We start from the raw sequence: 24,250 nt of genomic DNA on the forward strand, positions 1-24,250 counted from the left end.
TCCGCTTCAAGGCCAGCTCCGCCGCCGCAACGCAGAAAAAGAAGGGGGGCACACATGCCTTGACCCAAACCTGACGCCTGGAACATAACCACCAAGGTGGGTCAGTTCTCGATGGAAAACCCGGGTCAGTTTTGCGTGAAAATTAACAGCCCAGTGTCTACCGTTCCACCACGCGGGCGCCCGGCGCGACCTTAGCGGCAGGCGGGGGCTGGTGCTAGAAGCTCTGGCCCAGCGGCTTGATCAGCATGCCGCGCTCGGGCAGCCAGGGGTTCAGCGCCAGCGCCGCGCGCAGAACGGCCTGCGCCTCGTCCACCCGGCCAAGGCCCATCAGCGTCAGCGCCTTGCCCGACAGCGCGCCGATGTGGTTGGGCTGCATCGCCAGCACCCGGTTCACATCGTCCAGCGCGCCCTGATAGTCGGCGGACAGGAACTCGACGAAGGCGCGCTGGTTGTAGCCCTCGGGGAAATCGGGGCAGTACTGCACAAGCTGATCAAAGGCCGCCAGGGCGGAGTCGAGGTCTTCGTCCTGCCGCTCGGCCATGCCACGGTCGAGCAGGTCCTGCGCCTTCGGATCGGGCGCCCCGGTCAGCAGCAGCCACATGCGGTTCATCGCATCCGCGGCCGCCTCGGGTGTCGGGGCGCGCTGCATCTGGGCGATCAGCGCCGCCCGCTCGGCCGCAAGGTCGGGCGCCCTGGGGCAGGTCTGGGCCGCTGCGGGTGCGGCGGCAAGCATCAGGAGGATCAGGGCGCGCATCCCCCAAAGGATGGGCCGCGCGCCGCGGAAATCAAGCGCCTAGAGCGGGCCTTCCTTCACCGCCTCCATCGCGACATAGGTCGAGGTGGAGGCGACGTGTGGCAGCGCCGACAGCCGTTCGGCCAGGACGCGGCGGTAATCGTGGATGTCGGTGGTGCGCACCTTCAAGAGATAGTCGAACCCGCCCGCGATCATGTGGCATTGCTCGATCTCGGGCACCTGTCCCACCGCGCGGTTGAACGCCTGCAAGGCCGCCTCGCGGGTATCCGACAGCCGCACCTCGACGAAGGCGACATGCGCCAGCCCCATGCGGATCGGGTCCAGCGCGGCGCGGTAGCCGGTGATCACGCCGGTCTCCTCCAGCCGTTTCACCCGCGCTTGCGTCGGCGATTTCGACAGGCCGATGCGGCGGGCAAGTTCCGTCACGCTGATCCGCCCGTCGGTGGCCAGCACCCGCAGGATCGCCTGATCGAAGCTGTCAAGGTCAGCTGAGGCTTTGTGGATGGTCATGCGCCCTCATTGCGGGTCATTCGGCCTGCCTGAGGATCATCTTCGGGAATTCGGCCCGCGTCCAGCCCGCTATGATGGGCAAAACGGGGAGAATCGCCTTGGATGCTGCACTGACCGACCTCTTGGCCCGGATCGAGGCCGACACGCTGGCCCCCGAGGGCGCCGTGCTGGCCCGCCTGATCGCCGAGGCGGGGCTCGACGCCGCCACCCGCGCCCGGATTTCCGCCGCGGGGGCCGATCTGGTCCGCCGCATCCGTGCCAGCGTGAAGCCGGGGCTGATGGAGGTGTTCCTCGCCGAATACGGGCTGTCGACCGAGGAGGGGATCGCGCTGATGTGCCTGGCCGAGGCGCTGTTGCGCGTGCCCGACGCCGAAACGATGGACGCGCTGATCGAGGACAAGATCGCTCCCAGTGACTGGGGCCGCCACCTCGGCCGCTCGGCCTCCAGCTTGGTGAACGCCTCGACCTGGGCCCTGATGCTGACCGGCAAGGTGCTGGAGGACCGCGCGCCGGGCATCGTGGGGCACCTGCGCAATGCCGTCAAACGGCTGGGCGAGCCGGTGATCCGCACCGCCGTGGCCCGCGCGATGAAGGAGATGGGGCGCCAGTTCGTGCTGGGCGAAACCATCGACGCGGCGATGGACCGCGCTAAAACGCTGGAGGCGAAGGGCTATACCTACAGCTACGACATGCTGGGCGAGGCGGCGCGGACGGAAAATGACGCGCGGCGTTATCACCTGGCCTATTCCAGGGCGATCGGGGCGATTGCCGGGGCCTGCAAGAGCCGCGACATCCGCGAGAACCCCGGCATCTCGGTGAAGCTCTCGGCGTTGCATCCGCGTTATGAGGTGGCCAAGCGCGACCGGGTGATGGAGGAACTGGTGCCCCGCGTCCGCGCGCTGGCGGGTCTGGCCAAGGCGGCGGGCCTTGGCTTCAACATCGACGCGGAAGAGGCCGACCGGCTGACCCTGTCGTTGCAGGTGATCGAGGCGGTGCTGGCCGATCCGGCGCTGAAGGGCTGGGACGGGTTCGGGGTGGTGGTGCAGGCCTATGGCCGCCGCGCCGGGCCGGTGCTCGACTGGCTGCACGCGCTGGCCGAACGGTTGGACCGCCGGATCATGGTGCGGCTGGTGAAGGGCGCCTACTGGGACGCCGAGGTGAAGCGGGCGCAGGTGCTGGGCCTGACCTCGTTCCCGGTCTTCACGCGCAAGCAGGCGACCGACGTCAGCTACATCGCCAACGCGAAGAAGCTGCTGGGGATGACCGGGCGCATCTACCCGCAGTTCGCCACCCACAACGCGCATACGGTGGCCGCGATCCTCGACATGGGCCACGACAAGACCGCGTTCGAGTTCCAGCGCCTGCACGGCATGGGCGAGCGGCTGCACGACATCGTGCACACCGATCAGGGCACGCGCTGCCGCATCTACGCCCCGGTGGGGGCGCATCGCGACCTGCTGGCCTATCTGGTGCGCCGGTTGCTGGAAAACGGCGCGAACTCCAGCTTCGTCAACCAGATCGTCGATGCGGAGGTGCCGCCCGAGGCGGTGGCCGCCGACCCCTTCGCCGCCATCGAGGCGGTGCTGCCGCAGCCCGCCAACCCGGCGATCCGGCGCGGCCCGGACCTGTTCGCCCCGCGCGGCAACTCGCGCGGGCATGACCTGACCGAGGTCGGCGACCTTGCGGCCATCGAGGCCGCGCGGACGCCCTGCCGGCACGAGACGTTCCATGCCGCACCGATGGTCGCGGAGGCCGTGGCGGACGGCGCGGCGCTTCCGGTGACGAACCCGGCGCGGCCAGAGGACCGGGTGGGGATGGTGACGCCCGCTGTCGCGGCGGACGTCGAGGTGGCGCTGACCTCGGCCCGCGTCTGGCAGGCCACCCCGGCCGAGCGGGCGGCGGTCTTGCGCAAGGCCGCCGACCTCTACGAGGCGGAGTTCGGCCCGGTGTTCGCGCTGCTCGCCCGCGAGGCGGGCAAGACGCAGGCCGACGCGGTGGGCGAACTGCGCGAGGCCGCCGATTTCCTGCGCTACTACGCCGAGGGCGCGGAAAAGCTCACGGCCGCCTCGCGCGGCATTTTCGCCTGCATCAGCCCGTGGAACTTTCCGTTGGCGATCTTCACCGGGCAGGTGGCGGCTGCGCTGGCGGCGGGCAACGCGGTGATCGCCAAGCCCGCCGAACAGACCCCGCTGATCGCCGCGCTGGCGGTGCGCCTGCTACATCAGGCCGGGGTTCCTCTGGCCACGCTGCAATTCCTGCCGGGCGATGGCGCCACCGTCGGCGCGGCGCTGACCGCCGATCCGCGCATCGCGGGTGTGGCCTTCACCGGATCGACCGAAACCGCGCAGGCGATCCGCCGGGCGATGGCCACCACCGGCAACCCGACCGCGCCGCTGATCGCCGAAACCGGCGGGCTGAATGCGATGATGGTCGACTCGACCGCCCTGCCCGAACAGGCAGTGCGGGATGTTCTGGCCAGCGCGTTCCAGTCGGCCGGGCAACGCTGTTCCGCCCTGCGCTGCCTTTACCTGCAGGAGGACGTCGCCCATACCGTGCAGGAGATGCTGTTCGGCGCGATGGACGAACTGACGCTGGGCGATCCCTGGGATCTGGCGACCGACGTCGGCCCGGTGATCGACGCCGAGGCGAAGGGCCAGATCGCCGCCTACATCGCGCAGGCCCGCGCCGAGGGCCGCGTGCTGAAGGAACTGCCGCGCCCCGCCACGGGGCATTTCATCGCCCCGACCGTGATCCGGGTGGACGGCATCGCGCAGATGGAGCGGGAAATCTTCGGCCCCGTGCTGCACATCGCCACCTTCAAGGCGTCCGGGATCGACCGGGTGATCGACGCGGTGAACGCCACCGGCTACGGCCTCACCTTCGGGCTGCACACCCGCATCGACGACCGTGTGCAACAGGTGGTGGACCGGCTGCACGTCGGCAACACCTACGTCAACCGCAACCAGATCGGCGCCGTGGTCGGCAGCCAGCCTTTCGGCGGCGAGGGGCTTTCCGGCACCGGGCCGAAGGCGGGCGGGCCGGAGTATCTGAGCCGCTTCACCGCCGCCCCCTGCCCGACCGGTGGCCGTTGGGAGCGCGCGGCCGACCCGATGCGGGTGCAGGCGGCGCTGACCGCCGCGCGGGTGCCGCAGGGCACGGTGCGGGTCGCCGACCTGCCGGGGCCGACCGGCGAGTCGAACCGGCTGTCGCTTTACGCCCGCGCGGCGGTCCTTTGCCTTGGTCCGGGGGCCGAGGCGGCGGCGCGGCAGGTGGCGGGGGTGCAGGCGGCGGGCGGCATCGCGGTGGCGGCCGAGGGCGCGCTGCCGCCCGCGGCGCTGACCACGCTCACCGGGTTTTCGCTGGCGCTCTGGTGGGGGGGCGCGACCGAGGCGCGGGCCTGTGCGCAGGCGCTGGCGCAGCGGCCCGGCCCGATCCTGCCGCTGGTGACCGAGGCGCCCGATGCGGGCCGTGTGCTGCTGGAACGCCACGTCTGCATCGACACCACCGCCTCGGGCGGCAACGCGCAACTGCTGGCCGAGGTCGCCGCCGCGTGACGCAACGGACCGGATCGGAACCCCTTCGCCCAGGTTCCCGATCCGCGACCACACCCCCTCGGGCCGCACACCCTTCGTCACGGTCGCGCTGATCGTGGCGACCACGCGGGTGTTTCTCGCCACCCTGCCCCACTTCGGCAGCGCGGCCGACCTGCACCGCTTCGACGCCGACTGGGCGCTGATCCCCGCCCGCGTCACCACCGGCAACGGGGGAGGGACCGTTTTCACCTTGATGTTGCTGCACGCAAGCCTCTTGCACCTGGTCGGCAACATGCTGTTTTTGTGGACCTTCGGCGACACCATCGAGAATGCCTTCGGGCCTTTCGGCTTTCTCGCCGTCTCCCTGCTTTGCGGCCTCGCCGCCGCCGCGCAGGCCGCGGGCGATCCCGGCTCGACCCTGCCGATGGTCGGCGCCTCGGGCGCGATCGCCGGGGTGATGGGCGCCTGCCTGCTGCTGTTCCCCCGCCACCCCCGTGACGCAGCGTTTCGCTGACGCGCACGTCAGGCAGGCTTGCGCGACGCCGGGCGGGCGGCCATCACTTTGCGACATGAACCAGATTCCCGATACCATGACCGATGCCCTGTTGACGATCCGCGAGATGTGCGAGGCCTTCCTGGTGACCCCGCGCACGCTGCGATTCTACGAGTCCAAGGAACTGCTGGCGCCGTTGCGCGTCGGCCAGAAACGCATTTACACCCGGCGCGACCGCGCCCGGTTGTCGCTGATCCTGCGCGGCAAGCGGTTCGGGTTCAGCCTCGAAGACATCCGCCAACTGCTGGACCTTTACGCCCGCGACAGCAGCAACGAGGCGCAGATGCGCCGCGCCGCCGAAATCGCCCGGGGCCGCCTGGCCCTGATGGAGCAGCAGCGCGCCGAACTTGACGAAGCGATCGCCGACCTGAAAGCGGAACTTGCCTGGGGCGACGATCAGCTCGCCCGGCTTCAGACCAAACCCGCCGCCGTATAGCCAAGGAGACGACCCGATGCCCGCCTACGCCGCCCCGACCAAGGACATCCAGTTCCTGCTGCACGACGTGCTGAAGATCAGCGAAAGCGACGTGCCCGGCTTTGCCGACCTCGACCGCGACACCACCAGCGCGATCCTTGAAGAGGCAGGCAAGCTCGCCTCGGAAGTGCTGGCGCCGCTGAACGCGGTGGGCGACCGCGAAGGCTGCCGACTGGAAAACGGTGTGGTCTACACCCCCACCGGCTTCAAGGCCGCCTTCGACGCGATGAAGGACGGCGGCTGGAACGGCCTCGACCTGCCCGAGGAATTCGGCGGCGCGGGCCTGCCCTACCTGATGGGCACCGTGGTGGGCGAGATGTTCGTGTCGTCCAACATGGCGTTCAACATGTACCAGGGCCTGACCCACGGCGCGATCGGCGCGATCCTCGCCCACGGTTCGGACGCGCAGAAGGCGACCTACCTGCCGAAGATGGTCAGCCTCGACTGGACCGGCACGATGAACCTGACGGAACCCCATTGCGGCACCGATCTGGGCTTGTTGCGGACAAAGGCGGACCCGCAGGCGGATGGCAGCTACCGCATCACTGGCCAGAAGATTTTCATCTCGGCCGGCGAGCATGACATGGCCGAGAACATCATCCATCTGGTGCTGGCCAAGGCGCCGGGCGGCGGCGAGGGCACGAAGGGCATCAGCCTGTTCATCGTGCCGAAGTTCCTCGTGAATGCCGACGGGTCGCTCGGTGCGCGCAACGCGGTCGCGGCGGGCAAGCTCGAAGAAAAGATGGGCATCCACGGCAACGCCACCTGCGTGATGAACTACGATGGCGCGACCGGTTTCCTGATCGGCGAGGTGCACAAGGGCATGCGCGCGATGTTCACCATGATGAACGAGGCCCGCATTGGCGTCGGCCTGCAAGGCTACGCGGTGGCCGAAGCCGCCTATCAGTCGGCGGTGGCCTATGCCAGGGACCGCCTGCAGGGCCGCGCCGTGACCGGCACCCAGAACCCGACCGGACCGGCCGATCCGCTGATCGTGCACCCCGACATCCGCCGCAGCCTGATGGACCAGAAAAGCTTCGTCGAGGGGGCCCGCGCGCTGACCTACTGGGGCGCCGAACTGATCGACCGCGCCCACCGCACCGGCGACGCCAGGGCGGAGGGGATGATCTCGCTGCTGACCCCGGTCATCAAGGGCTTCCAGACCGACAAGGGCTTCGACATGGCGGTGCAGGCGCAGCAGATCTTCGGCGGACATGGCTATATCGAGGACTCGGGCATGTCGCAATTCGCTCGCGACGCCCGCATCGCGATGATCTACGAGGGCGCCAACGGCATCCAGGCGCTCGACCTTGTCGGCCGCAAGCTGGCGCAGGACGGCGGCAAGCACGTGATGGCCTTCTTCGACATGGTGAAGGGCTTCATCAAGGACAACGCCGACCACGAGGGGCTGCAACAGGGCTTCCTCGAGCCGCTGAAGAAAGCCTCCAAAGACCTGCAGGCGGCAGCGATGTTCTTCATGCAGAACGGTATGAAGACCCCCAACGCGGCGCTGGCGGGCTCCACCGACTTCCTGCACCTGTTCGGCCATACCTGCCTCGGGCTGATGTGGGCGAAGATGGCAAAGGCCTCGTTCGACGCGCTCGCGGCGGGCACCGCCGACGAAGCGTTCCACCACACCAAGATCGCCACCGGGCGCTATTACATGGCGCGGCAACTGCCCGCCACCGGGATGCACCTCGCCCGGATCGAAAGCGGCGCCGAACCGGTGATGGCGCTCGACGCCGGGGCATTCTAGGCTCGGGCTGCACCCGGGGAGGACGAGATGCCCAAACGCCTGCGCTACACCCGCCGTTTTCCGGTCTCGCTGACCGAGGATGCCTACCGCCGACTGCGCATCTTCGCCGCCGAAAGCAGCATCAGCCAGGACGAAGCCCTCGTCTTCCTGTTCGAGAACTTCGGCAGCGTGACCAACGCCGACACCCTCGGTCACCGCCTGCGCCTGTTCAAGGCCGAGCTTGAGGAGCGTCAACGGTGAGCGCGCGCCGGGCCCCGCCCGAAGATGAGTATTTGTGCCAAGAAGAATTGGCAGGGGTACGCCCCGGCCCACGGAAGGCCATGCCTCCACGCGAGAGCTTCGCACGCGGCCGGGGCGGCTTCTCCTTGGGCGGTCATCGGCTCTCCAGCCTGTACCGCGCCTTGAGGCTAGCGCGATTAACCCTAATAAGGCGTTACCGCGCCCATTCTTCTTGGGGGAAATACTCCACGGGGGTGCGGGGGTGTGAAACCCCCGCCTGCCCGACCGGACACAGGAGCACCATCCGATGACAGCGAAACTCTACTGCTTTGGCGAAAGTGGCAACGCCTACAAGGCCGCGCTGACGCTGGCCCTCGCCGATATGGAGTGGGAGCCGGTCTACGTCGATTTCTTCCACGGCGAAACCCGCACCCCTGCCTTCCGCGCGATGAACGAGATGGGCGAGGTGCCGGTGCTGACTGACGGCGACGTCACGCTCAGCCAGTCGGGCGTGATTCAGGACTATGTCAGCTCGAAGACCGGCAAGCTGGGCGGCCGGTCCGCGGCCGAACGGCGCGACATCCTGCGCTGGGTGTTCTGGGACAATCACAAGATGTCGTCGCAGGTCGGCACGCTGCGGTTCCTGATGAACTTCCTGCCCGAGGACAAGCGGCCGCTGCCGGTCATCGAGTGGCTGCAGGGCCGCGTGAAGGCCGCCTATGCCACGCTTGACCGCCATCTGGAGGATCGCAGCTGGATCGTCGGAAACCATGTCACCATCGCCGACCTCGCCTGCTGCGGCTACCTCTATTACCCCGAGCCCTTCGGCTTCGACCGCACCGAATGGACCGCCATCGACGCCTGGCTTGACCGCATCGCGGCGCAGCCGGGCTGGAAACACCCCTATGACTTGATGCCCGGCAAACCGTCCGACCGGGCCTGAGGAGGACGCCATGACCGACGCCTACATCTACGACACCGTCCGCACCCCGCGCGGGCGCGGCCGCCCCGACGGCAGCCTGCACGAGGTCACCTCGGTCGCGCTGTCGGCGCGGGTGCTGAACGCGGTCAAGGCGCGCAACGGGCTGGAAGGCCATGCCGTCGAGGATGTGATCTGGGGCAATGTCACGCAAGTGGGCGAGCAGGGCGGCTGTCTTGCCCGCTCGGCCGTGCTGCTGTCCGACCTGGATGAATCCATTCCCGGCCTAGCGATCAACCGGTTCTGCGCCTCGGGTATGGAGGCGGTGAACCTGGCCGCCAATCAGGTGCGGGGCGGCGCCGGGCAAGCCTATATCGCGGGCGGGGTCGAGATGATGGGCCGGGTCGCGATGGGCTCGGACGGGGCCGCCATCGCGGTGGACCCCTCGCTGGCGATGAAGACCTATTTCGTGCCGCAGGGCATTTCGGCCGACATCATCGCAACCGAATACGGCTTCAGCCGCGATGACGTGGACGCGCTGGCGGTGGAAAGCCAGCGCCGTGCCGCCGTTGCCTGGTCCGAGCGCCGGTTCGCCAAATCGGTGATGACGGTGCGCGATCAGAACGGCCTCGCGATCCTCGACCGCGATGAATTCATGCGCCCCGGCACCGACATGCAGTCGCTTGGCGCGCTGAAGCCCAGCTTCAAGGAGATCGGCGAGGGGATGCCCGGCTTCGACAATGTGGCGCGGCTGCGCTATCCGCATCTGGCGGCGATCAACCACGTTCACCACGCGGGCAACTCGTCGGGCATCGTCGATGGCGCGGCCGCCGTGCTGATCGGCAACGCCGAGTTCGGCAAGGCGCACGGGCTGAAGCCGCGCGCCCGCATCCGGGCGACCGCGAAGATCGGCACCGACCCCACCATCATGCTGACCGGCCCGGTGCCGGTGACCGAGAAGATCCTGCGCGAGGCGGGCATGTCGATCTCCGACATCGACCTCTTCGAGGTCAACGAGGCCTTTGCCGCCGTCGTGCTGCGCTTCATGCAGGCCTTCGGCGCCGATCCGGCCCGCGTCAACGTCAACGGCGGCGCCATCGCGATGGGCCACCCGCTGGGCGCGACCGGCGCGATCATCATCGGCACCCTGCTCGACGAGCTGGAGCGCACCGGCCAGGGAGTCGGCCTTGCCACGCTTTGCATCGCGTCCGGCATGGGCGCCGCGACCATCATCGAACGCGTCTGAACCGCGGGCGCAGGAGGATAGACCAATGACCGATTTCACCTATGACGTGGATGCCGAGGGCGTCGCCGTGATCACCTGGGACGTGCCGGGCAAGTCGATGAACGTGATGTCGCTCGACGGGCTTGCCGAGCTTGACGTGCTGATCGGCGTGGCGCTTGGCGACGCGGCCGTGAAGGGCATCGTCATCACCAGCGGCAAGAAGGACTTTGCCGGGGGGATGGACCTCAACGTCATCGCCAAGATGAAAGAAGCTGCGGGCAGCGACCCGGCGAAGGGGCTGTTCGAGGGCACGATGCGCATTCACGCGCTTCTGCGCAAGATCGAGCGGGCGGGGATGGACCCCAAGACGCTGAAGGGCGGCAAGCCGATCGCCGCCGCGCTGCCCGGCACCGCCGTGGGCATCGGGCTGGAACTGCCGCTGGCGACCCACCGCATCTTTGCCGCCGACAACCCGAAGGCCAAGATCGGCCTGCCCGAGATTCTGGTCGGCATCTTCCCCGGCGCGGGCGGCACCACCCGGCTGATCCGCAAGATGGGCGCCATCGCGGCGGCGCCGCTGTTGCTGGAAGGCAAGCTGAACGACCCGAGGGGCGCCAAGGCGCTGGGCCTGATCGACGAAGTGGTGGCCGATCCGGTCGCCGCCGCCAAGGCCTGGGTGCTGGCCGCCAAGGACGCCGATCTGGTGAAACCCTGGGACCAGAAGGGCTACAAGATGCCGGGCGGCACGCCCTACCACCCGGCCGGCTTCATGACCTTCGTCGGTGCCAACGCGATGGTGATGGGCCGCACGATGGGGGTTTATCCTGCCGCAAGGGCGCTGATGTCGGCGGTTTACGAAGGCGCGCTGGTGCCCTTCGACACCGCGCTGAAGATCGAGGCGCGCTGGTTCACCAACGTCCTTCTCAACCCCTCGTCCACCGCGATGATCCGATCCTTGTTCCTGAGCAAGGAGGCGCTGGAGAAAGGCGCGGTGCGCCCGCAGGGCGTGGCCGACCAGAGCGTGAAGAAGGTCGGCGTGCTGGGCGCGGGCATGATGGGGGCGGGCATCGCCTATGTCTCGGCGCTGGCGGGAATCGAGGTCGTGCTGATCGACGCCGTGCAGGCCGCCGCCGACAAGGGCAAGGCGCATTCCGCCGACCTGCTGGACAAGGGCATCGCCCGCAGGAAGGTGACGGCCGAGAAGAAGGCCGAGGTGCTGGCCCGCATCACCGCCACCACCGATTACGCCGCGCTGTCGGGCTGCGATCTGATCGTGGAAGCGGTGTTCGAAGACCCCAAGGTGAAGGCCGAGGTGACCGCGAAGGTCGAGGCCGTGGTGACCGGCGATTGCATCTTCGCCACCAACACCTCGACCCTGCCGATCAGCGATCTGGCGAAGGTCTCCAAACGCCCGGCGCAGTTCATCGGCATCCACTTCTTCAGCCCGGTCGACAGGATGGCGCTGGTCGAGATCATCCGCGGCCACGCCACCGGCGACCGCGCGGTGGCCAAGGCGCTCGACTTCGTGCGGCAAATCCGCAAGACGCCCATCGTGGTGAATGATGCGCGCTTCTTTTATGCCAACCGCTGCATCATCCCCTACATCAACGAGGGGATGCGGATGGTCGCCGAAGGTGTCGACCCGATCCTGATCGAGAATGCCGCCAAGATGGTGGGGATGCCGCTGGGGCCGCTGCAACTGGTCGATGAAACCTCGATCGACCTGGGCGTGAAGATCGCCAAGGCCACCAAGGCGGCGATGGGCGCGGCCTATCCTGATGAAGAGGTCGATGCCGTGCTGTTCTGGATGTACGATCAGGGCCGCATGGGGCGGAAGTCGAAATCCGGCTTTTACGCCTATGACGAGGCGGGCAAGCGCGAGGGGTTGTGGTCCGGTCTTGCGCCGCAGTTCCCGCTCGCCAAGGCGCAACCCGGGGTGACCGAGGTGCAGCACCGCCTGCTGTTCGCGCAGGTGCTGGAGGCGGTGCGGGCGCTGGAGGCGGGCGTGCTGATGGACATCCGCGAGGGGGATGTCGGCGCGATCCTTGGCTGGGGCTTCGCGCCCTGGTCGGGCGGGCCGTTCTCGTGGCTCGACATCCTCGGCGCGGGCCGGGCGGTGGAGATCTGCCACCACCTGACCGAAACCTACGGCTCGCGCTTTGCCGTGCCGCGGCTGCTGGTCGAGATGGCCGAAAAGGGCGAGACGTTCTATGGCCGGTTTGGCGGGCAGGCCAAGGCGGCGTGACTGTGGCGGGCGGGGGAAACCCCGCCCTACCCCGCCGGATCGTCGAACCGGTAGCCGAAGCGCGCCGCATCCTCGGCGCAAAGCTCGCCGATCAGGGCGGCGGTGGCATCGGTGTAGAACGGCCGCCAGTCACGCGGCCGGGCCGAGGCATTGGCCCGCGCGACGGGCCCGAGGCGAAAGCCCAGATGCGCCTCGAACGGGGCGAGGTCGCCCTCCAGATGCTCCAGCCGGGCGAACAGATCGCACCGCTCTGCCCCGTCGCGGCCCCGCACATAGGCGCCATAGGGCCAGGCCGCCAGCGACGCCCGCGTCTGCGCGTGATCGAGGAAATCGGCGAACCCGAGCAGTTTGGCCAGCCCCACCGCCGGATGCGCGAAATTCTGGGCGCGCAGCCAGTGGTAATAGCTCACCACCCGGTCCCACGGGTTGCGCACGAGGGTCAGCACGAACAATCCCGGCAACTCCTCCGCCGTCACCAACCCGTCCAGGTCGGCCAGCGTCGAATGCTTCCAGAGCCGCCCCGCCGTCCTGACCCCCTTCAGCCGCCCCGCCCGCGCCCGCGCCTTTGGCGTGTCGCCCACCAGGATATCATCCTTGAGCACCCGCGCCTCCAGCGCGAGGCTCAGCGCGGTGCCCCCGGTCTTGGGGATATGGATGAACAGATAGCGGCGGCCGCGCGACAGGATCATGCGGGCAGTCTGGCCCGATCTTTCGCCGGGGTAAAGCGTGAGCGCAGCGCGATGATCGACCCCGCCGCGATGATCGCCGCCATCCCCAGCAGCGCCGACGCTCCGAAGGTCTGCCCCCAGAGCACATGGCCCCAGATCGCCGAGGCGATCAGCAGAAGATACTCGAACACCGCGACCTGACTCGCCTCCGCGGCCTGATAGGCACGCACCATCAGGCCGACGCCGATCAGCGACCCCGCCGCCTGCATCACGGCGATTTCCAGAAACAGCGGATCAAGCGGGGTCCAGCCGCGCAGGATGAAGCCGTCCGCGCCCGTGGGCACGAGATGCGGAACCAGTGCCGCCAGACCGAGCCCCGCCGCACCCCAAATGCCGAGCCCGACAAAGAAGCCCAGCGTCAGCGTCGCCGCGCTCTCGCCGCCGCACCACTGGCGCGTGGCGATGTTCGACATGGCGTAAAGCACGGCCGCCCCGATCGGCGCCAGCGCCACCAGCCGCACCGCCCCGGCGCCGGGGTCCAGCATCAGCACGATGCCGCCAAAGCCCAGCAGGACCGCGAACAGCCGCCAGGGCCCAAACCGCTGCCCGAAGGCGACGCGCGAGATCAGCAGCACGAAGATCGGCGCGGTGAACAGCGCCGCCGCCACCTCGGCGACCGAGAGGAAGGCGAGGCAGCCAAAGTAGATCACCATCGCGGTCGACATCACGGCGCTGCGCGCGATCACCCCACCCCACCGGCGCGGCCGCAGCCGCATCCCCAACACCGGCGCGGCCACCAGCATCATCGGCAGCGCCAGCGCGCTGCGCAGGGCGTGGAACTGCCACAAGCCATGATCCGCGGCGATCAGGCGCACGAAATTGTCGGTAAAACCGATGATCACAGCCGCGACCGCCATGAATCCGGCGGCCACCAGCGGGCGGTTCGGCAGATGCGGTCCGGGGGCGGTCACGGGGCGGTTCCTCTTTCCATCCCCCGCTCTGCCCCGGCGCCGGGGCAATTGCCTGCCCGGCAGCGACATCGCAGGCCAGGAACAGGTCGCCGCCGGGCCGCACCGGCGGCTTTCAATTGTGACCCTCCGCCCACTGGTCTAGTATCGCCGCAAGATTGGCGAGAAGAGCAGGGCCAAGGCCGCGAATGACGGCGCTGAAGAAGTACCAGAGGCTGGAATGCCAGGGTCTGTGGCGCGAAACGCCCGAGGCCCAGCGACGTGATGTGATCGTCTCGTTCCGCGAGGCGTCGCTGATCATTTCGGATGGCCGCAGCGAGACCGCGCTCAGCCACTGGTCGCTGCCGGCGGTGGCGCGGCTCAATCCCGGTGCGCTGCCCGCGCTTTACGGCCCTGGTGCCGACGTCGGCGAGACGCTGGAAATCGACGACCGCGACATGATCGGCGCGCTTGAAACCGTGCACGACGCCGTCGAGGCACAGCGCCCGCATCCGGGGCGGATGCGCCACTGGCTGCTGGGCGGCGCCATGCTCGCGGGTCTGGCGATCACGGTGTTCTGGCTGCCGGGGGCGCTGATCACCCATACCGCGCGGGTCGTGCCCTGGCCCAAACGGCAGGAAATCGGGCGGGCCGTTCTGGCCGACCTGCAACATGTCAGCGGAACGCCCTGCTCGTCGGCCACGGCGCGCCGACCGCTCGCGCGGCTGACAAGTCGGCTTTTCGCCGGGCCTACCCCCCCGGTGATCGTGGTTCTGCGCGACATGCCGGTGCCGGTGGCGCATCTTCCCGGCGGCATCCTGTTGCTGAACCGACACCTGATCGAAGACCGTGACAGCCCGGAGGCGGCGGCGGGCTACCTGCTGGCCGAACGCGCCCGCGCCGACGCATCAGACCCGCTCGTGCCGCTGCTGAAGTGGGCCGGCCTGCGCGCCACCTTCGGGCTGCTGACCACCGGGCGGCTGCCATCCGGGGCGATCGCGGGCTATGGCGAGGCGCTGCTTTCCACAGGCGAACCGGCGGTGCCCGACGATCTTCTGATCCGCAGCTTTGCGGCGGTCGGCGTGCCGCTGACGCCCTATGCGCAGGCGGTTGATCCGCAGGGCAAGGTCACCCAGGGCCTGATCGAAGCCGATCCCGTGCTTCAGCCGCAGGCTCCGGCGCCGCGGCCGGTGCTGGCGGATGATGACTGGGTTGCACTTCAGGGCATCTGTTCGCCCTGAGCGGTCAGTTCCGCACGAAAGCGTCGCCGAAGCCCGCGCCGCGCGCCGCTTGCAGCGCCGCCGACAGCGCCGAGGGGTCGTCAAAGGGGCCCGCCATCACCACCTGCACGCCGCGCCCGCCGCCCGTCGCAACCGGCAGGCCCAGCGCCCGCAACCGGCCCGCCGCACCGGCCGCGTTCGCGGGCACCGCGAAACTGCCAACCTGCACGTAATGGCCGACACCTGCATATCCCGTGGCCACCTCCGGCGCCGCGGGGGTGTTCGAGGCCGCCATCCGCACCACCGGAGCCTGATAGGCGGTATCGACAATGCTCGACGGCTGCACCGAAACGCCCTGCGCTGGCAGCAGCTTCATCGGCACGGTCCGGCTCCAGATGCGGGCCATTGCCGCCTGCCCTTCCGCGCTGCCACGGCCGCGCATCGGGTTCAGCCGGTCATCCGACCAGGCCAGCACATAGCCCGGCGGAACAGCGACGACGGTCAGATCGACCGCCGCCGCGACGACGGAGGCACGGGCCGGAACATATACGGGAGCCATCATCGGCTGCGGCGCGGCGGCCACCATCATCGGCTGCGGCGCCCGTGCCATCATGGGCTGCATCGGCGCCAGGACGACCGGCGGCGCGCTCGCCACCATCATGGGCTGCATTGGCGCGGGCGCCGGGGTCGCCACGGTCGCAACCATCGTTCCGGCCATCGTCGGTTGATAGCCGCACAGCACCTGATGCGAGTCGTCGATCCGCGGCACCCATTTGACCACCCCGCCATAGCCCGCGCGCATGAAAACGCAACCGCGGCTATCGACGTACTGGCGGCCGGTGAAGCTTGCCGGAGGCGTCTCACTCGGCCCGCCAACGCGGGCAATCGAATCCGCTTTGGAAACAATCGGACCGGATACACCCACTACGATCGCCGCAACGCCAAGCCAGAACCGCATGAGAAACCCCCTTCGAAGGACTGGGGCGAATCATGCCGGAGTGAACCGGGTCAGTAAAGGGGGGCTACCCTTTATTTTGTGCCGAACATGCGATCTCCCGCATCCCCTAGCCCTGGGACAATATATCCATGGTCGTTGAGGTGGCTATCCACCGCTGCTGTGACGATTGGCACATCCGGATGGGCTTCCTGCATCCGTTTGATGCCTTCCGGTGCCGCGAGCAGGCACAAGAACCGGATATTCCGCGCGCCCGACGCCTTCAGCAGATCGACCGCCGCCACCGAGGAATTGCCCGTCGCCAGCATCGGATCGACCACGATCACCATCCGGTCATCCAGTTCCGCGGGCACCTTGTAGTAGTATTGCACTGGCTTGAGTGTTTCCGGATCGCGGTACAATCCGACGAACCCGACCCGCGCGGCCGGCACCAGTTCCAGAATTCCATCCAGCAGCCCGTTGCCCGCCCGCAGGATCGACACCAGCACCAGTTTCTTGCCGTCGATCGACGGCGCATCCATCGCACAAAGCGGCGTCTCGATCCGCCGCGTCGTCATCGGCAGGCCGCGCGTCACCTCGTAGGCCAGCAACTGGCTGATCTCGCGCAGGAGCCGCCGGAACCCGGCGGTCGAGGTCTCCTTGTCGCGCATGATGCTCAGCTTGTGCTGCACCAGCGGGTGATCGACGACCGTCAGATGCGGGGTCAGGGGTTCGGTCATGGTCAGGGCTCCAGTCGCTTCAGAATGCGGTCGCGGGTGGCCTCGTCGCAGAAGGCGGCGTGGGCGGCGGTGCGGTGGATGGCGCGGAACTGGCCATCATCCCAGTCGAAGGCATCGGCCAGCCGGTCATGTTCGCGCGCCATCGTGGTGTGGAAAAAGGGCGGATCGTCGGTCGAGATCGTGACCTTGACGCCGCGCCGGTCCAGTTCGGCAATCGGATGCTTGCGCCAGGTCGGGTAAAGGCCCAGCGCGATGTTCGAGCCGGGGCAGACCTCCAGCACGATGCCCTTTTCGGCCAGTTCATCCACCAGTGCCAGGTCTTCGATGGCGCGCACGCCGTGGCCGATGCGTTCCACCTTCAGGTCGGTCAGCGCATCGCGCACCGAATCCGGCCCGCCCCATTCGCCCGCGTGCGCGGTCAGCCGCAGACCAGCCTCGCGGGCCATGTCAAAAGCGTAAGCGAAGTCCTTGGGCTTGTGGAGTTTTTCGTCACCGGCAAGGCCGAATCCGGTGAGGAAATCACCCACTGTCTCCGCCGCACAAAGGGCGGTTTCGCGCGACGCTTCGGGGCCGATGTGGCGCACGGCGGTGACGATGGCGCGCAACACGATGCCGTCCTTGCGCTCGGCCTCGGCCGCCGCCTCTTGAATCGCGTGCAGGTATTCCTTCCAGGCACCCAGATCGCGGCCGCCGCAGAAATCAGGTGACAGGAAAGTTTCGCTGTAAATCACGCCACTTGCGGCGCTTTCCCCAAGCACGGCGAGGGTCAGGCGGCGGTAATCCTCGGGCGTTTGCAGCACCGAAGTTGCCGCATCATAGACCTTCAGGAAATGCCAGAAGTCGGTGAAGGTATAGCTGCCGTCTTCCGCGAAAATGCCGGAAATGTCGATGTGCTTTTCCCGCGCCAGCCCCCGGATGAAGGCGGGCGGCGCCGCGCCTTCCAGATGCAGGTGCAGTTCGACCTTGGGGAAGTCCTTGGCACTCATAGAAAACTCCGTCCCGGCCCTTGTGCGGGCACGCCCAGATGCGCGGCGATCGAGGCCGCCACGTCGGTAAACGCCACCAGCCCGATCTCGCCCGTTCCGACCCCGTGCACCAGCACCGGCACCCGTTCGCGGGTGTGGTCGCTGCCGCTCCATGTCGGGTCGTTGCCGTGATCGGCGGTGAACAGCGCAAGATCGCCGGGTCCGAGGCGCGCAAGAACCCCCGCAACGCAACTGTCGAACCATTCCAGCGCGCAGGCATAGCCCGCCACGTCGCGCCGGTGGCCATAGAGGCTGTCGAACTCGACAAAGTTGGCAAAGGTCAAGGAACCATCCTCGGCACCCTCAGCGAGCCCCATCAGATGTTCGAAAAGTGCAGCATCAGACTTGCCCTTGTGCAGCTTCCCCACCCCCTGCATCGAAAAGATGTCGCCGATCTTGCCCACCGCATGGGTCGCGCGACCGGCGCCCTGCACCCAGTCCAGCAGCGTCGGCGCGGGCGGCGCGATGGCGAAGTCGCGCCGGTTCGGGGTGCGGGTGAAATGCCCCGGCGCGCCGGTAAAGGGCCGCGCGATCACCCGCCCCACCTTCATCGCGTGCAAACCTGGCGCCACCGCCTGACAGAGCGCGATCAGGCGGTCGAGGCCGAAGGCTTCCTCATGCGCCGCGATCTGGAACACGCTGTCCGCCGAGGTGTAGCAGATCGGCCATCCGGTCCGCAGATGCTCGGACCCCAGCGCCTCGATGATCGGCACGCCCGAGGCATGGCAGTTGCCCAGGATGCCCGCCGTCCCGGCAGCACGGCAGACCTCGGCCGCCAGCGCCTCGGGAAACGCGGGCCGCGTGTCCGGGAAATAGGTCCAGTCCCACGGCACCGGCACCCCCGCCAGTTCCCAATGGCCGGAGGGCGTATCCTTGCCGTTTGACACTTCGGTGGCCGCCCCCCACCGCCCACGCGGCACCGCGCCAAGCCCCGGCGCATCGGTGCCAGAGGCGAGCCGGATCGCCGCCCCCAGCCCCAGCGCGTCGAGCGTGGGCAGCCGCAAAGAGCCGCTGCGCCCCTCGTCCGCCCGGCCCGCCGCGCAGGCCTCGGCGATATGAGCCAGCGTATTCGCCCCGGTATCGGGCACCCCGCCGTTGAAGAACGCGCCCGCGTCGGGCGCGCCGCCGCAGCCGACGGAATCCATCACGATCAGGAAGGCGCGCGCCATCAGCCGATCCTTTCCCAGACCAGCGGCGGGTCTTGCACCGGCGCCTCGGTCACCGTGAAGGCCGCGCGCACGGCGGCCTCGGCCCGGTCGGCGTCAGCCTCGGTGGCGGCGTGAATCAGCGCCAGCGGCAGGTCGGGCGAGACATGCTCGCCGATCCCGGCGACCTCGGACAGGCCGACCGAGGGGTTGATGCGGTCGCCTTCGCGGTGCCGCCCGCCACCCAGATCGACCACCACCAGCCCCAGCGACTCGCCGTTGATGGTGGCAACAAAGCCTTCGCGGGTTGCCGCGACTTCGCGCACCACCGGGGCGGCGGGCAGCCGGTCGGGCCAGCGATCGACGAAATCGGCGGGCCCGCCCAGTGCCGCGACCATCTCGCCGAAAATCTCGGCCGCGCGGCCGGTTTCAAGCGCCTGGGCGATGCGCGCCTCGCCATCTTCGGCGTCCGCCGCCAGCCCGCCCAGCGCCAGCGCTTCGCCACCCAGCGCCACCGTCAGATCCCACAGCGCGGCGTTCACCGAGGTGCCGGTCAGCGTTTCCATCACCTCGATCACCTCCAGCGCATTGCCGGCCGCAGCGGCCAGCGGCTGGCTCATGTCGGTGATCAGTGCCCGCGTCATGCAGCCCGCGCCCTGCGCCGTGGCGACCAGCGCCCGGGCCAGCGCGCGCGCCTCCTCGGGGGTCTTCATGAAGGCACCGGAGCCCATCTTGACATCCAGCACCAGCCCCTCCAGCCCCGCCGCGAGCTTCTTGGACAGGATCGAGGCGGTGATCAGGTCGATCGACTCCACCGTCCCGGTGACATCGCGGATCGCGTAAAGGCGGCGGTCGGCGGGGGCGATGTCGACGTTCGCCGCCACAATGGCGCAGCCGATATCGGCGGTGATCTTGCGCAACCGCTCGGTGGTCACATCGGCGCGCAGCCCCGGAATCGCCTCCAGCTTGTCCAGCGTGCCGCCGGTATGGCCAAGGCCACGGCCCGAGATCATCGGAACGTAGGCCCCGCAGGCCGCCAGCGCCGGGGCCAGCAGCAGCGAGACACAGTCGCCGATACCGCCGGTGGAATGCTTGTCCAGCACCGGCCCCGGCAGATCCCATTCCAGCACCGCGCCCGAATCGCGCATCGCGCGGGTCAGCGCCACGCGGCCCGCCTCGCCCAGCCCCTTCAGGCAGACCACCATCGCGAAGGCGCCCGCCTGCGCATCGCTGACCTCGCCCGAAGCCAGGCCGCGCGCGAACCAGGCGAGGTCTTCCGCCGACGGCGTGCGGCCCTGTCGAAGCCCGGCGATCAGCCCGCGCGCGTCCATCTTACGCGCGGTCCATCTGCGAAACGTCGAAGGCGCCCGGCAGCAGGTCGGCAACGGTCATCGTCTGCGCCAGCCCGTCGGTGGTGCACATGGTGACCTTCACCGTCGGATCGGCGAATTCCGCGATCTTCTGGCGGCAGCCGCCGCAGGGGGTGACAGGGGACGGGCTGTCGGCAATCACCACGATCTCGGCGATCCGCGTGTCACCCGCCGCCACCATCGCGGCAATGGCGCCCGCCTCGGCGCAGGTGCCCTCGGGGTAGGCGACGTTTTCGACGTTGCAACCGACGTGCGTGCGCCCGGCAGTGGACCGCAGCGCGGCCCCCACCTTGAAGCGGGAATAGGGCGCATAGGCGTTTTCGCGCACGGAAGTGGCGGCGGTGAGCAGGGTCATGGGGCCTCCTTCGGTTTCACCGGACTCTGCGGCGGCGCGCGGCGCAGCACAAGAGGCCGGGGGCCCTGCCCCCGTACCCCCGAGATATTTTCGCCAGTTAGAAAGGGTCAGAGCGCGGTGGTATTAAAGACCCCCGGCAACGCGACCTCCAGCAGTTCGACGTCATCGGTCGGATCGCCGTAGCGCGTCGCCATGCCGGGCGGGATGACAAAGGCGTCGCCCGCGGTGAGGCGCCAAGGATCCTTGCCCTCGCCTTCCAGCGTCAGCCCGCCCGCCATCACGAAGGTAAAGAGGATGTCGGCGTCGTGCCGCGCCCAGGAGGCAGCGCCCTCGCCGCGCCGGATCACCTGCACCCCGGCCACGCCCTTCGTGTTGGCGGCGATGGCGGTGTCGCGCGCGATGAAACCGGGGATGCGGAATGGCGCCCAGGCGGCACCGGCCGCGACGTTGTGCACGAAGCGCTGGCCCTGCCATTCGCGGTCGGGGCGCTGCTGCGCGGTCGGCAGCGTCATCACATGGTCGATCTCGGTCACATGTTCGGCGGGCACGCCGATCTCGATCACCTCGATGCCGTCCGAAGCATGCAGCACGCGGTGGCGAATCTCGGGCGGCTGGATGAAGCAGTCGCCCGCCGTCAGCCGGATCGGGCCGCCCTGATCCTCGTAGACCACGTCGACCCAGCCCTTGTAACAGAAGATCAGTTGAAACCCGATCTTGTGGAAATGCACCATGTCGGGCACCGGCCCGCCATCGGGGATGCGGATGTGGCTGGCGATGATCGAGCCGCCAAGGCGCGAGGGGATCAGGTCGCGGTACTGCATGCCAGCGCGCCCGATCACCCAGGGCGCCTGATCGGCGAGGCGGCGCACGACGAAGGCGTGCTGCGTCGGCGGCAGCACCAGCGGCGGGTTCAGTTCGGCGATCTCCACCTTCGTGCCGTTCGGCGCGGTCAGCACACGCTGCCCGCCCGCGAAACCGTCAGGGTCGTCGGTCAGGATGCGGATCGTGCCGGGTGCCTCGGGCGCGCCCTTCTCCACCCGCAGCCGCAGGCCGTGGCCGGAAAATACCGCGACCTCGGGGTTGTCGGCCGGGTAGATGCTGTCCAGCCGCATCTTCAGCACCTTCGTGAAGAACGGCAGGTCGGCCCGCAGTTCCTGCGTCGGCAGGCGGATTTCGGCGCGGATTTCGGGCTCCGTCGCGGGCGCGCCAGTATCGGGCATCTTGCGGCTCCTCTCGCTGCGGGCGAGAGTGCGGCGCGGCACCGTGATTTGCAAGTTCCGCTTGAAACAGTGCCGGCGGCAGCGCACTTTCGCGCCGAGGAAAGATTGTTTAACGTTAAACCAATCTTGGGAGACGGATGATGGACGAGGCACGGCACGACAACGCGCGGCAGGCGGCGCTCGACTATCACGAGTTTCCCAAGCCCGGAAAGCTGGAGATCCGCGCCACCAAGCCGCTGGCCAATGGCCGCGACCTGAGCCGCGCCTACAGCCCCGGCGTGGCCGAAGCCTGCCTCGAGATCAAGGCCGACCCGACCACCGCCAGCCGCTATACCTCGCGCGGCAACCTCGTCGGCGTGGTGACGAACGGCACCGCCGTCCTCGGCCTTGGCAACATCGGCCCGCTGGCCGCCAAGCCGGTGATGGAGGGCAAGGCGGTCCTGTTCAAGAAATTCGCCAACATCGACTGCTTCGACATCGAGTTGAACGAACCCGACCCGGTCAAGCTGGCCGACCTCGTCTGCGCGCTGGAGCCCACCTTTGGCGCCATCAACCTGGAGGACATCAAGGCCCCCGACTGCTTCATCGTGGAAAAACTCTGCCGCGAGCGGATGAACATCCCGGTCTTCCATGACGACCAGCACGGCACCGCCATCGTGGTCGGCGCCGCCGCCACCAACGCGCTGATGGTGGCCGGCAAACGCTTCGAAGACGTCAAGATCGTGTCCACCGGCGGCGGCGCGGCGGGCATCGCCTGCCTGAACATGCTGGTCAAACTGGGCGCCCGGCGGGAAAACATCTGGCTCTGCGACATCCACGGCCTCGTCTACGAAGGCCGCGAGATCGACATGAACCCGCAGAAATCGGCCTTTGCCCAGGCCACCGACAAACGGGTGCTGGATGACGTGATCGACGGCGCCGATTTTTTCCTCGGCCTGTCCGGCAAGGGCGTGCTGACCGCTGCGATGGTGCAGAAGATGGCACCCCGCCCGATCGTCTTTGCCCTCGCCAACCCCTCGCCCGAGATCATGCCGGATGAAGTCCGCGCGGTGGCGCCCGACGCGATCATCGCCACCGGCCGGTCGGATTACCCCAACCAGGTCAACAACGTCCTCTGTTTCCCGTTCATCTTCCGCGGCGCGCTCGACGTCGGCGCCACCACGATCAACGACGAGATGGAACTGGCCTGCATCGAGGGCATTGCCGCCCTCGCCCGCGCCACCACCAGCGCCGAGGCCGCCGCCGCCTACCGCGGCGAGCAGATGACCTTCGGCGCCGATTACCTGATCCCGAAACCGTTCGACCCGCGCCTGATGGGCGTCGTCGCCTGCGCCGTGGCGAAGGCCGCGATGGAAACCGGCGTCGCCATGCGCCCGATCGCCGACCCCGCCGCCTACAAGGCCAGGCTCGACGGCTCGGTGTTCCGCTCCGCCCTGATCATGCGGCCGGTCTTCGATGCCGCCAGCGGCGCCAGTCGCCGCGTCGTCTTCGCCGAGGGCGAGGATGAACGCGTGCTGCGCGCCGCCAACGCGATGCTGGAGGAAACCACCGTGGTGCCGATTCTGATCGGCCGCCCCGAGGTGGTCGAACGGCGCTGCGAACGCGCCGGCCTGCCGATCCGGCCGGGCCGCGATTTCGGCATCGTGAACCCGGAAAACGATCCCCGTTACCGCGACTACTGGGAAACCTATCACAGCCTGATGCAGCGCCGTGGCGTGACACCCGATATTGCCAAGGCGATCATGCGAACCAACGCCACCGCCATCGCCGCCGTCATGGTGCACCGTGACGAGGCCGACAGCATGATCTGCGGCACCTTCGGCCAGTATCTGTGGCACCTGAACTACGTCCGGCAAGTGCTGGCCCGTGGCGGCCTCCGGCCGGTTGGCGCGCTCTCGCTGATGATCATGGAAGACGGCCCGCTCTTCATCTGCGACACGCAGGTGCACCCGGAACCCACGCCCGACCAGATCGCCGACTCGGTCATCGGCGCCGCGCGCCATGTGCGCCGCTTCGGCGTCACCCCCAAGATCGCGCTCTGCTCGCATTCGCAGTTCGGCAACCTCGAAACCTCCTCGGGCCTCAGGATGCGCGCCGCGATGGACCTGCTGGATCAGATGGAGCCCGACTTCACCTATGAAGGCGAAATGCCGATCGACTCGGCGCTCGACCCCGAGCAGCGCGCGCGCGTCTTCCCAAACGCACGGTTCGAGGGTCCGGCCAACGTGCTGGTCTTCGCCAACACCGACGCCGCGAACGGGGTGCGCAACATCCTCAAGGCGCGCGCCAACGGGTTGGAGGTCGGGCCGATCCTGATGGGCATGGGCAACCGTGCCCACATCGTCACCCCCTCGATCACCGCGCGCGGGCTCCTGAACGTTTCGGCCATCGCGGGCACGCCGGTCGCGAAATACTCCTGACCGCTCTTTCGCATTGG

The 24,250-nt window shown here is 68.5% G+C and carries 21 protein-coding genes; 10 read left to right on the forward strand and 11 right to left on the reverse strand.

Going from position 1 to position 24,250, the window contains the following annotated elements; genetic code table 11:
• Nucleotides 1–214: 214 nt before the first annotated feature.
• Together AC11WY_RS06755 and AC11WY_RS06760 are read right to left on the reverse strand one after the other, a co-directional pair.
• Nucleotides 215–733, reverse strand: a complete 519-nt coding sequence (locus AC11WY_RS06755) for a tetratricopeptide repeat protein (protein WP_482923812.1) — start codon at nucleotides 731–733, stop codon at nucleotides 215–217.
• Between the two features lie 60 nt (nucleotides 734–793).
• The gene (locus AC11WY_RS06760; RefSeq protein ID WP_482923814.1) at nucleotides 794–1,264 is read right to left on the reverse strand and encodes an Lrp/AsnC family transcriptional regulator; all 471 of its coding nucleotides are present in this window, start codon (nucleotides 1,262–1,264) and stop codon (nucleotides 794–796) included.
• Between the two features lie 71 nt (nucleotides 1,265–1,335).
• Here AC11WY_RS06760 and putA point away from each other — a divergent pair, with 71 nt between their 5' ends.
• The 8 genes from putA to AC11WY_RS06800 all read left to right on the forward strand — a co-directional run bounded on the left by putA (nucleotide 1,336) and on the right by AC11WY_RS06800 (nucleotide 12,189).
• Nucleotides 1,336–4,818, forward strand: coding sequence for a bifunctional proline dehydrogenase/L-glutamate gamma-semialdehyde dehydrogenase PutA (putA, locus tag AC11WY_RS06765; protein WP_482923816.1), 3,483 nt, complete (start codon nucleotides 1,336–1,338; stop codon nucleotides 4,816–4,818).
• 94 nt (nucleotides 4,819–4,912) lie between these two features.
• Nucleotides 4,913–5,311 (forward strand): rhomboid family intramembrane serine protease, encoded by a 399-nt coding sequence (locus AC11WY_RS06770; protein WP_482923818.1) that lies wholly within the window; start codon nucleotides 4,913–4,915, stop codon nucleotides 5,309–5,311.
• A gap of 76 nt (nucleotides 5,312–5,387) precedes the next feature.
• The gene (locus AC11WY_RS06775; protein ID WP_482923991.1) at nucleotides 5,388–5,786 is read left to right on the forward strand and encodes a MerR family transcriptional regulator; all 399 of its coding nucleotides are present in this window, start codon (nucleotides 5,388–5,390) and stop codon (nucleotides 5,784–5,786) included.
• A gap of 16 nt (nucleotides 5,787–5,802) precedes the next feature.
• Nucleotides 5,803–7,581 carry an acyl-CoA dehydrogenase C-terminal domain-containing protein gene (locus AC11WY_RS06780; RefSeq protein ID WP_482923820.1) on the forward strand — a complete coding sequence of 593 codons (1,779 nt, stop codon included), beginning with the start codon at nucleotides 5,803–5,805 and terminating at the stop codon, nucleotides 7,579–7,581.
• 27 nt (nucleotides 7,582–7,608) lie between these two features.
• A complete protein-coding gene (locus AC11WY_RS06785) occupies nucleotides 7,609–7,821 on the forward strand; it encodes a hypothetical protein (RefSeq protein WP_482923822.1) in 213 nt (70 codons plus the stop codon).
• Between the two features lie 286 nt (nucleotides 7,822–8,107).
• Nucleotides 8,108–8,743, forward strand: a complete 636-nt coding sequence (locus tag AC11WY_RS06790; protein ID WP_482923824.1) for a glutathione S-transferase family protein — start codon at nucleotides 8,108–8,110, stop codon at nucleotides 8,741–8,743.
• A gap of 10 nt (nucleotides 8,744–8,753) precedes the next feature.
• The gene (locus AC11WY_RS06795; protein WP_482923825.1) at nucleotides 8,754–9,965 is read left to right on the forward strand and encodes an acetyl-CoA C-acetyltransferase; all 1,212 of its coding nucleotides are present in this window, start codon (nucleotides 8,754–8,756) and stop codon (nucleotides 9,963–9,965) included.
• A 25-nt stretch (nucleotides 9,966–9,990) separates the two neighbouring features.
• Nucleotides 9,991–12,189: a 3-hydroxyacyl-CoA dehydrogenase NAD-binding domain-containing protein gene (locus tag AC11WY_RS06800; RefSeq protein ID WP_482923827.1), complete on the forward strand. Its 2,199-nt coding sequence runs from the start codon at nucleotides 9,991–9,993 to the stop codon at nucleotides 12,187–12,189.
• Nucleotides 12,190–12,215: 26 nt separating this feature from the next.
• Here the strand turns inward: AC11WY_RS06800 and AC11WY_RS06805 are convergent, their stop codons facing one another.
• Nucleotides 12,216–12,878, reverse strand: coding sequence for a sulfotransferase family protein (locus AC11WY_RS06805; protein ID WP_482923828.1), 663 nt, complete (start codon nucleotides 12,876–12,878; stop codon nucleotides 12,216–12,218).
• Entirely contained in the window at nucleotides 12,875–13,828 is a 954-nt protein-coding gene (locus AC11WY_RS06810) for a DMT family transporter (RefSeq protein WP_482923830.1), read from the reverse strand. The genes AC11WY_RS06805 and AC11WY_RS06810 overlap by 4 nt, the downstream gene beginning before the upstream one ends.
• A gap of 185 nt (nucleotides 13,829–14,013) precedes the next feature.
• On the opposite strand from AC11WY_RS06810, the gene AC11WY_RS06815 reads away from it, so the two are divergent.
• Entirely contained in the window at nucleotides 14,014–15,045 is a 1,032-nt protein-coding gene (locus AC11WY_RS06815; protein ID WP_482923832.1) for a hypothetical protein, read from the forward strand.
• A 4-nt stretch (nucleotides 15,046–15,049) separates the two neighbouring features.
• Here the strand turns inward: AC11WY_RS06815 and AC11WY_RS06820 are convergent, their stop codons facing one another.
• The 7 genes from AC11WY_RS06820 to AC11WY_RS06850 all read right to left on the reverse strand — a co-directional run bounded on the left by AC11WY_RS06820 (nucleotide 15,050) and on the right by AC11WY_RS06850 (nucleotide 21,813).
• On the reverse strand, nucleotides 15,050–15,982 hold the full coding sequence (locus AC11WY_RS06820; protein ID WP_482923833.1) for an SPOR domain-containing protein: 933 nt from the start codon (nucleotides 15,980–15,982) through the stop codon (nucleotides 15,050–15,052).
• 71 nt (nucleotides 15,983–16,053) lie between these two features.
• Complete coding sequence (upp, locus tag AC11WY_RS06825; RefSeq protein ID WP_482923835.1) at nucleotides 16,054–16,698, reverse strand: uracil phosphoribosyltransferase; 645 nt, start codon at nucleotides 16,696–16,698, stop codon at nucleotides 16,054–16,056.
• Nucleotides 16,699–16,700: 2 nt separating this feature from the next.
• Nucleotides 16,701–17,684, reverse strand: a complete 984-nt coding sequence (locus tag AC11WY_RS06830; RefSeq protein ID WP_482923836.1) for an adenosine deaminase — start codon at nucleotides 17,682–17,684, stop codon at nucleotides 16,701–16,703.
• The gene (locus AC11WY_RS06835; RefSeq protein ID WP_482923838.1) at nucleotides 17,681–18,892 is read right to left on the reverse strand and encodes a phosphopentomutase; all 1,212 of its coding nucleotides are present in this window, start codon (nucleotides 18,890–18,892) and stop codon (nucleotides 17,681–17,683) included. Before AC11WY_RS06835 ends, AC11WY_RS06830 begins: the two co-directional genes overlap by 4 nt.
• Complete coding sequence (locus AC11WY_RS06840; RefSeq protein ID WP_482923839.1) at nucleotides 18,892–20,199, reverse strand: thymidine phosphorylase; 1,308 nt, start codon at nucleotides 20,197–20,199, stop codon at nucleotides 18,892–18,894. The genes AC11WY_RS06835 and AC11WY_RS06840 overlap by 1 nt, the downstream gene beginning before the upstream one ends.
• 1 nt (nucleotide 20,200) lies before the next feature.
• Nucleotides 20,201–20,593, reverse strand: coding sequence for a cytidine deaminase (locus AC11WY_RS06845; RefSeq protein ID WP_482923841.1), 393 nt, complete (start codon nucleotides 20,591–20,593; stop codon nucleotides 20,201–20,203).
• Between the two features lie 107 nt (nucleotides 20,594–20,700).
• Nucleotides 20,701–21,813: a cupin domain-containing protein gene (locus AC11WY_RS06850; RefSeq protein ID WP_482923843.1), complete on the reverse strand. Its 1,113-nt coding sequence runs from the start codon at nucleotides 21,811–21,813 to the stop codon at nucleotides 20,701–20,703.
• A gap of 140 nt (nucleotides 21,814–21,953) precedes the next feature.
• On the opposite strand from AC11WY_RS06850, the gene AC11WY_RS06855 reads away from it, so the two are divergent.
• The gene (locus tag AC11WY_RS06855) at nucleotides 21,954–24,233 is read left to right on the forward strand and encodes an NADP-dependent malic enzyme (RefSeq protein ID WP_482923845.1); all 2,280 of its coding nucleotides are present in this window, start codon (nucleotides 21,954–21,956) and stop codon (nucleotides 24,231–24,233) included.
• The last annotated feature ends 17 nt before the right edge of the window (nucleotides 24,234–24,250 follow it).

It is taken from the genome of Solirhodobacter sp., assembly GCF_964715405.1.

Excerpts from the sequence above, each read along its gene's own strand:
- AC11WY_RS06850 (WP_482923843.1), bottom strand. The coding sequence starts at position 21,813 with ATGCCCGATACTGGCGCGCCCGCGACGGAGCCCGAAATCCGCGCCGAA.
- AC11WY_RS06800 (WP_482923827.1), top strand. The coding sequence starts at position 9,991 with ATGACCGATTTCACCTATGACGTGGATGCCGAGGGCGTCGCCGTGATC.
- AC11WY_RS06840 (WP_482923839.1), bottom strand. The coding sequence starts at position 20,199 with ATGGACGCGCGCGGGCTGATCGCCGGGCTTCGACAGGGCCGCACGCCG.
- AC11WY_RS06805 (WP_482923828.1), bottom strand. The coding sequence starts at position 12,878 with ATGATCCTGTCGCGCGGCCGCCGCTATCTGTTCATCCATATCCCCAAG.
- AC11WY_RS06790 (WP_482923824.1), top strand. The coding sequence starts at position 8,108 with ATGACAGCGAAACTCTACTGCTTTGGCGAAAGTGGCAACGCCTACAAG.
- AC11WY_RS06815 (WP_482923832.1), top strand. The coding sequence starts at position 14,014 with ATGACGGCGCTGAAGAAGTACCAGAGGCTGGAATGCCAGGGTCTGTGG.
- AC11WY_RS06795 (WP_482923825.1), top strand. The coding sequence starts at position 8,754 with ATGACCGACGCCTACATCTACGACACCGTCCGCACCCCGCGCGGGCGC.
- AC11WY_RS06755 (WP_482923812.1), bottom strand. The coding sequence starts at position 733 with ATGCTTGCCGCCGCACCCGCAGCGGCCCAGACCTGCCCCAGGGCGCCC.
- AC11WY_RS06835 (WP_482923838.1), bottom strand. The coding sequence starts at position 18,892 with ATGGCGCGCGCCTTCCTGATCGTGATGGATTCCGTCGGCTGCGGCGGC.
- putA (WP_482923816.1), top strand. The coding sequence starts at position 1,336 with ATGATGGGCAAAACGGGGAGAATCGCCTTGGATGCTGCACTGACCGAC.
- AC11WY_RS06855 (WP_482923845.1), top strand. The coding sequence starts at position 21,954 with ATGGACGAGGCACGGCACGACAACGCGCGGCAGGCGGCGCTCGACTAT.
- AC11WY_RS06785 (WP_482923822.1), top strand. The coding sequence starts at position 7,609 with ATGCCCAAACGCCTGCGCTACACCCGCCGTTTTCCGGTCTCGCTGACC.
- AC11WY_RS06760 (WP_482923814.1), bottom strand. The coding sequence starts at position 1,264 with ATGACCATCCACAAAGCCTCAGCTGACCTTGACAGCTTCGATCAGGCG.
- upp (WP_482923835.1), bottom strand. The coding sequence starts at position 16,698 with ATGACCGAACCCCTGACCCCGCATCTGACGGTCGTCGATCACCCGCTG.
- AC11WY_RS06780 (WP_482923820.1), top strand. The coding sequence starts at position 5,803 with ATGCCCGCCTACGCCGCCCCGACCAAGGACATCCAGTTCCTGCTGCAC.
- AC11WY_RS06820 (WP_482923833.1), bottom strand. The coding sequence starts at position 15,982 with ATGCGGTTCTGGCTTGGCGTTGCGGCGATCGTAGTGGGTGTATCCGGT.
- AC11WY_RS06830 (WP_482923836.1), bottom strand. The coding sequence starts at position 17,684 with ATGAGTGCCAAGGACTTCCCCAAGGTCGAACTGCACCTGCATCTGGAA.
- AC11WY_RS06845 (WP_482923841.1), bottom strand. The coding sequence starts at position 20,593 with ATGACCCTGCTCACCGCCGCCACTTCCGTGCGCGAAAACGCCTATGCG.
- AC11WY_RS06775 (WP_482923991.1), top strand. The coding sequence starts at position 5,388 with ATGACCGATGCCCTGTTGACGATCCGCGAGATGTGCGAGGCCTTCCTG.